Source organism: Sphingomonas sp., from assembly GCF_035490575.1.
Lineage (GTDB): Bacteria > Pseudomonadota > Alphaproteobacteria > Sphingomonadales > Sphingomonadaceae > Sphingomonas.
The window spans coordinates 1-5,754 of sequence record NZ_DATJLI010000164.1 but is presented as its reverse complement, the minus strand read 5'-3'; the positions used below and the strand labels follow the sequence as shown (position 1 = coordinate 5,754).

General features: G+C 66.3%; 6 protein-coding genes. 1 reads left to right on the top strand and 5 read right to left on the bottom strand.

Annotation, left to right across the window (positions count from 1 at the left end; translation table 11 throughout):
- Positions 1-90: 90 nt before the first annotated feature.
- The 3 genes from VL973_RS12450 to VL973_RS12440 are packed head-to-tail and all read right to left on the bottom strand — an operon-like array spanning position 91 to position 3,241.
- A complete protein-coding gene (locus VL973_RS12450; RefSeq protein WP_325284346.1) occupies positions 91-795 on the bottom strand; it encodes a gluconate 2-dehydrogenase subunit 3 family protein in 705 nt (234 codons plus the stop codon).
- The gene (locus VL973_RS12445) at positions 792-2,492 is read right to left on the bottom strand and encodes a GMC family oxidoreductase (RefSeq protein ID WP_325284345.1); all 1,701 of its coding nucleotides are present in this window, start codon (positions 2,490-2,492) and stop codon (positions 792-794) included. The genes VL973_RS12450 and VL973_RS12445 overlap by 4 nt, the downstream gene beginning before the upstream one ends.
- The gene (locus VL973_RS12440; RefSeq protein WP_325284344.1) at positions 2,489-3,241 is read right to left on the bottom strand and encodes a 3-keto-disaccharide hydrolase; all 753 of its coding nucleotides are present in this window, start codon (positions 3,239-3,241) and stop codon (positions 2,489-2,491) included. Before VL973_RS12440 ends, VL973_RS12445 begins: the two co-directional genes overlap by 4 nt.
- Between VL973_RS12440 and VL973_RS12435 the strand changes: the two genes are divergently transcribed.
- Positions 3,234-4,241 carry an NIPSNAP family protein gene (locus VL973_RS12435; RefSeq protein WP_325284343.1) on the top strand — a complete coding sequence of 336 codons (1,008 nt, stop codon included), beginning with the start codon at positions 3,234-3,236 and terminating at the stop codon, positions 4,239-4,241. The two genes, VL973_RS12440 and VL973_RS12435, sit on opposite strands and share 8 nt — an antisense overlap.
- A gap of 127 nt (positions 4,242-4,368) precedes the next feature.
- On the opposite strand, the gene VL973_RS12430 is transcribed toward VL973_RS12435, so the two are convergent.
- Positions 4,369-4,530 (bottom strand): hypothetical protein, encoded by a 162-nt coding sequence (locus VL973_RS12430; RefSeq protein ID WP_325284342.1) that lies wholly within the window; start codon positions 4,528-4,530, stop codon positions 4,369-4,371.
- Positions 4,531-4,559: 29 nt separating this feature from the next.
- Entirely contained in the window at positions 4,560-5,438 is an 879-nt protein-coding gene (locus VL973_RS12425) for a dienelactone hydrolase family protein (protein WP_325284341.1), read from the bottom strand.
- Positions 5,439-5,754 lie beyond the last annotated feature (316 nt).

The following is a 5,754-nucleotide window of genomic DNA, read 5'->3' as shown; positions in this document are numbered from 1 at the left end:
GCACCACAGCCCCATCAGCAAAGAAGCCGCGCGGGGCCGCGTCTCGCGCACCCGTTCGGCGATGCGCGCGGGTCAAACGGCGCCCACGCTTCAGGTGGGATGCAGGTCGAGCTTCAACGCCGCGAGCAGCGCCGAAAGATGCGTCAGCGCCTCGTCCGAAGGGCCGGGATACGGACCTTGGGTGGGCTGATCGCCGATGAAGCCCATGTCCTCCTTCCCTTCAGGCAGGCTGTAGAATCCGAGCACAAACAGGTGGCGCAGCCGATCCATGAACCTGACCGGCATTTCGAGCTTGCCCGTCGGCGCCGGCACGCACAGCGCGTCGAGCATCGCGCCGCGCCCGGCCATATCCAGCGCGACGAAATCCTTGCCGTGCAGGGCATTGCTCTGCCGGTCGAGCCAGTCCAGCCCGCCCAGGATCGTCGCCCGGTCGACCTGCTGCATCGGATAGGGCGCACTGATCCATTCATCGATGAACGCCCCGACACCCAGTTGCCGGGCGCCCGGCGACACATCGTCGGCGGGCAGCATCATGTCGCCAAGCAGATCGACCGTCGCGCGCTGCGCGCTGTTCAGCGTCAGCGGCCAGACGACTTTCGGCTCCATGAGCGTCGGGTCGCGGCCATAGCCCTTTGTCGCCGGAAGCGGCGGCACCGCGTTCGGCCAGTCAACGATCGTGCCGAGCGACGCCACCGTGCCGCCCTGTGCCGCGGCCGCGGGCGGCACCCATCGCGCGAGCGGCATTGCCGCGGCCGCCATCATCCATTGCAACGTCGTCCGGCGCGAGGGGGTCATGCGAAAGCTCCCGACTTGAACCGCGCGGCCAGCCGCTCCGATGCGCGCAACGCCAGCGCGAGGATGGTGAGCGTCGGGTTCTTGTGTGCGCCCGAGGCAAAGATCGCACCGTCCATCAGGACCAGATTGTCGACGTCCCAGGCACGGCCATGGCTGTCGACCACCGACGAACGCGGATCGGCGCCCATCCGCGCGGTGCCCAGTTCGTGGATGATCTCACCGCCCGCCTTCATGATTTTTTCGGGCGGCAGGTTCGGATCGTCGAGGACCCGGCCGCCCATCCGTTCGAACAGCGCGTGCGCGATGCCGCGCCCATGCGCGACCTGATTGACTTCGTTCTGCGAGAACCGGAACGCGAAACGCAGGACGGGAATACCGAACCGGTCCTTCACGTTCGGATCGATCTCGCAATAAGTGTCCTTGTTGGGGATCATCTCACCGCGCAGCGCCAGGCCGATCGTCGCACCCGACGCGCTACGCACCGCCTTTTTCAGATCAGCACCCCATACGCGCGGCAGAACGTCGGCGGACGGGACGCCGAACCGCCCCCCCACCTCGAAATGATAACCGCGCGCGAAATCGAGTTCGCCGCGCTTCTGCTGCTCGTAAAGCCAGAACGGGATATAGACATGCTGCCCGCCAATCCCGTCCTCGTTATAACGCGGCCGGTCGGCAAGGCCGGGGATGAAGGCGCTGAACGACGCGCCGGTCGAATCGGTCAGGTTGCGTCCAAGCTCACCCGACGAATTGGCAAGGCCGCGGCCCGGATCGCCCGAATTGAGCAGCAGCCGCGTCGTCTCGCCGGTGCCCGCCGCCAGCACCACGGCGCGCGCCTTGACCTGATGGCGCATACCCGTCTTGCGATCGACATATTCGACGCCGGTCGCGCGGCCCGATCGTTCGGTCAGCACCCGCGACACCATCGCGTCGGTCTGAACCGTCAGCCGCCCCGTCGCCTTTGCCATCGGCAGGAACGAGGTGGTCGTCTGGAACATCGCACCGATCGTGCAGCCGCGCGTGCAAGGCGTCGCGTTGAAGCAGGCGGCGCGCGGCGCGACCGCATCGGGCATGTCGCGCGTCAGCACCGCGGTATGCGCGGCGCGCACGGGAATGCCCATGCTCTCGGCCGTCGCCTTGAGCAGCATTTCGGGCACGCGCGGCTTGGGCGGCGGCATCAGGCAGTCCGGCGGAGAGTCTGGATGGTTCTCCAGCTCTATCCGTCCGCCGTTGACGCCGATCATCCGCTCGACCCGATCGTAAAAGGGCGCCACGTCGTCATAGCCGATCGGCCAGTCGACACCCAGCCCGTCGCGCGAGAACGGCTTGAAGTCATATTGGCCCCAGCGCGGCACATGCCGGCCCCAGTGATTGGTCCGCCCGCCAAGCATCCGCGGTCGCCACCAGCGGAAATCGGTGCCCTCGGTCGCGGTGTAAGGCTCACCCTCGACCTGCCAGCCGCCATCGACCGTCGCGTCGAAATAGCCGAAGGGCTTGTCGGGCGTCGACGTGCCCCGCAACGGCGCGTCGCTTTCGGGCGCGAACATGTTGACTTCTTGCTGCGGGTCATAATCGCGCCCCGCCTCGAGCATCAGGCAGCGCAGCCCGGCCCTGGTCAGGCTATACGCCGCCATCCCGCCCGCGGCGCCGGAGCCGACGATGATGACGTCCGCGGGGGCAGTTGATGGATCGAGGGTCATTGCTTTTCCGCCACTGCGCTCGCGCCGATCGGGCGCAGCTTGATGTTCCTGAACGCGACCGGCTCACCATGATCCTGCAACGCGATGACGCCGCTGGAGAAAGTGCCGAAATACGGCATTCTGGCGAATTTCGATCCCGCCACGCGCTTTCGCCATGCCGCGTCGCCATAGGAGACATCGGCCGTCATCACCCCGTTCAACCATTGTCGGATGCGACCCGGCTCGACCAGCAGTCGCGCCTGATTCCAGCTTCCCGCCGGGCGCGCCGCGCCGGGCGGCGGAATGGTGATGTCGTAAAGCGCCCCGGCGCGGTGCGATGCGATCTTGCCGTCGGCATGGCCGGCATCGTCGAGCACCTGCATCTCCAGCCCGGTTTCATAGACCTGACGGGTCTGGGGAATATTGCGCGCCAGATACAGAACGCCGCTGTTGCCGCCCTTCGTGACTTTCCAGTCGAGCGTCAGTTCAAACGCACCATAGGATTTCGCGCTGACCAGGTCGGTGCCGCTCATCTGGCCGTCATCCTTGGTCAGCACGATCGTGCCGTCCTGCACGCGCCATGTCGCCGGCGCGGCGCCGCCGTCGAAAGACCGCCATCCCGACAGGTCCCGGCCGTCGAACAGCAGCGTCCATCCCGCCTCGCGCTCCGCCGCGGTCAGCGTGTTCGCGTCGGGCGCCTGAACGCCGCTCGCCGCGCCGCTCGCCATCAGGAGCAGGCCTGCCGCGGCACATCCCATGATCTTGAACATCGGCTTCTCCCATCATCCCGCGCGCCGCGGCGTTCCCTGTTACAGGTTGATCGCAGCCAATCGGTTGATTTTCAACCGCTTCGCATCCTGTCGCATCGCGGGAACAGACGCTTGGCCAGAGAACAGCATGATTGACGAGCCGCGCCGCATGGGCATGCTATGGGAAAAGCAGCGTTGCGGGGACATGATGGCGCACTCGATCGACCGACGTTCACTTCTCGCAGCCGCTGCTGTCGGTGGCGCGACGATCGCGAGCGCCGATGCCCGGGCGCAACGCCGCGTCGAGGCATCCCCTCGAGAGATCTATGAGCTTCGGACCTATCATCTGGTCCACGGGCCGATGAAGGAACGCCTGGATGCTTATCTTCGCGACGCCTTCATCCCGGCGGCGCGCCGCGCGGGCTGTGGGCCGATAGGCGCGTTCACCACGGCCATCGGTCCCGCAAGCCCGAGCGTCCATGTTCTCATCCCCCACCCCTCGCTGGAGCATTTCGTCGCCCTGCCTGGCAGGCTGGCCAGCGATCCGGTCTATGCAAAGGCAGCCGAGCCGTTTTCCAGCGCCACGCCCCAGGACCCGCCCTACGCGTCGCTGGACGTGAAGCTGATGCGCGCTTTCCCCAATTTTCCCGAGGTCGAGGTGCCGGAGGCGTCGAACGGCGACAGGGGCCGCATATTCGAACTGAGGACGTATTTCAGCCATGGCGACCGGGCGGGCGCGACCAAAATCGCCATGTTCGACACCGGCGGGGAGATCGAGATATTTCGTCGCACCGGCCTGAAGCCGGTGTTCTTCGCTCAGGACCTGACGGGGTCTCGCCTGCCGAGCCTGACCTATTTGCTGACCTTCCCCGATCTCGCGACACGCGAACGGAACTGGCGCGCCTTCGGCACCGACCCCGCCTGGCGCAAGCTGATTGCGACGCCGGGACTTACCGACCCCGAAATCACCACGGGAATAGACAATCAAATCCTCAGCCCCACGCCCTATTCACAGATATGAATGGCTGAATGGCGATGAGCGGGTGAAGCCATCGACAGCCTGAAAAGCGACCGACGACCTCGCCGGCACCGCAAGCCGCGTTCCAGCGTTATTGTCGCTTCAGCCAGCCGCCATGCCGTCGGCGCGATCACTGCCCGTCGCGCCACCCCTTGCCCTTGCGACGGCTGGTCAGGTGGAAATGCCCGCAGCGGTCGCAGCGATAGGCGAACAGCGGCAGGGCAAAGGCAAGTGCCGCTGTCTGGGCGGCTTGGGCGCTGTCAAACCGCCGCTTCCTGCGACAGATGCTCAACCGTGTCCGCACCGGCGCGTGACCGGATGCTACAACGCAGCGAACAGCGCGCTCATCCGCGTCCAGGCCCGTTCGGCCTCCGCCTGATCGTAAGCCGGGCTGTCGACCACTGTCCAGCCATGATCGGCGGCATAGACCGCCACCTCGGCCGGGCGCCCGGCGGCGTCGGCGGCTTCGCGCAACGCCGCCTTGTCGCCAGGCGCCTTGGCATCGTCGTTCCGGCCGATCGCGAAGAGATAGCTTGCCTGGGTGCGGGCCAGCAGCTTGTGCGGGCTTTGGGCGTCGTCCGGCTTGACCAGCCCACCGCCGTGCAGCGACGCGGCGGCGCGGACGCGCGCGGGCACCGCCGCTGCACTGAACACCGTGAAGGGACCGCCCATGCAATAGCCATGGCTGCCGATACCGCGCTGCGTATCGACCGCCGCATGCTGATCGAGCCAGCCGACCAGCGCCGTCGCATCGCGCATCACCGCGTCGGGCGTCAGCGCGTCACGCCACGGACCGACCTTCTGGAAGCCTTCCTGCGCGCGAAACGCAGCAAAGTCGGTGAATTGCGGGGCCGCCACGGCCCGGTAATAGGGATTGACGACCAGCACGGCGAACCCCTGTCGCGCCAGCCGCTGTGCCATCACCTCGAACGCTTCACGCAGGCCCGCAATGTCGGGCCAGGTGATGATCGCCGGGTGCCGACCCGTGGCCGGGTGAACGAAATAACCGTCCAGCGTGCCGTCGGGGGTCGTGATCCGCACCCGCTCCTCGGACAGATCGGCGGCCGACCCGGCAATCGACGCCGGCGCGCACGCCGCCAGCGCGCCCATCGCCCCCATTGCGGCAAAGCGCCGGCGGTTCAGCGTCCAGTCAAACGCGCCGCCCCGGCTCCATTCGTCGATCTGATCGCGCTCGCACATGCCCGGATTCCTTCTTGCCACGCCTTCTGTCGAGCATAGCCCGGCAGGCGCGGCGGTAAAGCGCGAAGGCGAAGCGACAACAGGCGGAAAAAGTCGGCGGCTGGTGGAGCTGAGGGGAATCGAAGTTTCGGCTCGCAAACCAATGAAATCAAAGGCTTATTTTAGGCCGCTGTTACGGCTGGGATACCCGGATGTAACAGTTCCTCGGTAGGCATAGCAAGCCGCCAGAAACCGCGTCATAGTGGCAATATGGACTTCGAAGGCGCCATTAAATCAGTTGGGTTGCAGTTTGCTGTAGTAGCAGCAGCCCCAATCC

What these genes read in the sequence shown, in the direction of transcription:
- VL973_RS12450 (WP_325284346.1), bottom strand. Translation starts at nt 795, where the DNA reads ATGACCCCCTCGCGCCGGACGACGTTGCAATGGATGATGGCGGCCGCG.
- VL973_RS12445 (WP_325284345.1), bottom strand. Translation starts at nt 2,492, where the DNA reads ATGACCCTCGATCCATCAACTGCCCCCGCGGACGTCATCATCGTCGGC.
- VL973_RS12440 (WP_325284344.1), bottom strand. Translation starts at nt 3,241, where the DNA reads ATGTTCAAGATCATGGGATGTGCCGCGGCAGGCCTGCTCCTGATGGCG.
- VL973_RS12425 (WP_325284341.1), bottom strand. Translation starts at nt 5,438, where the DNA reads ATGTGCGAGCGCGATCAGATCGACGAATGGAGCCGGGGCGGCGCGTTT.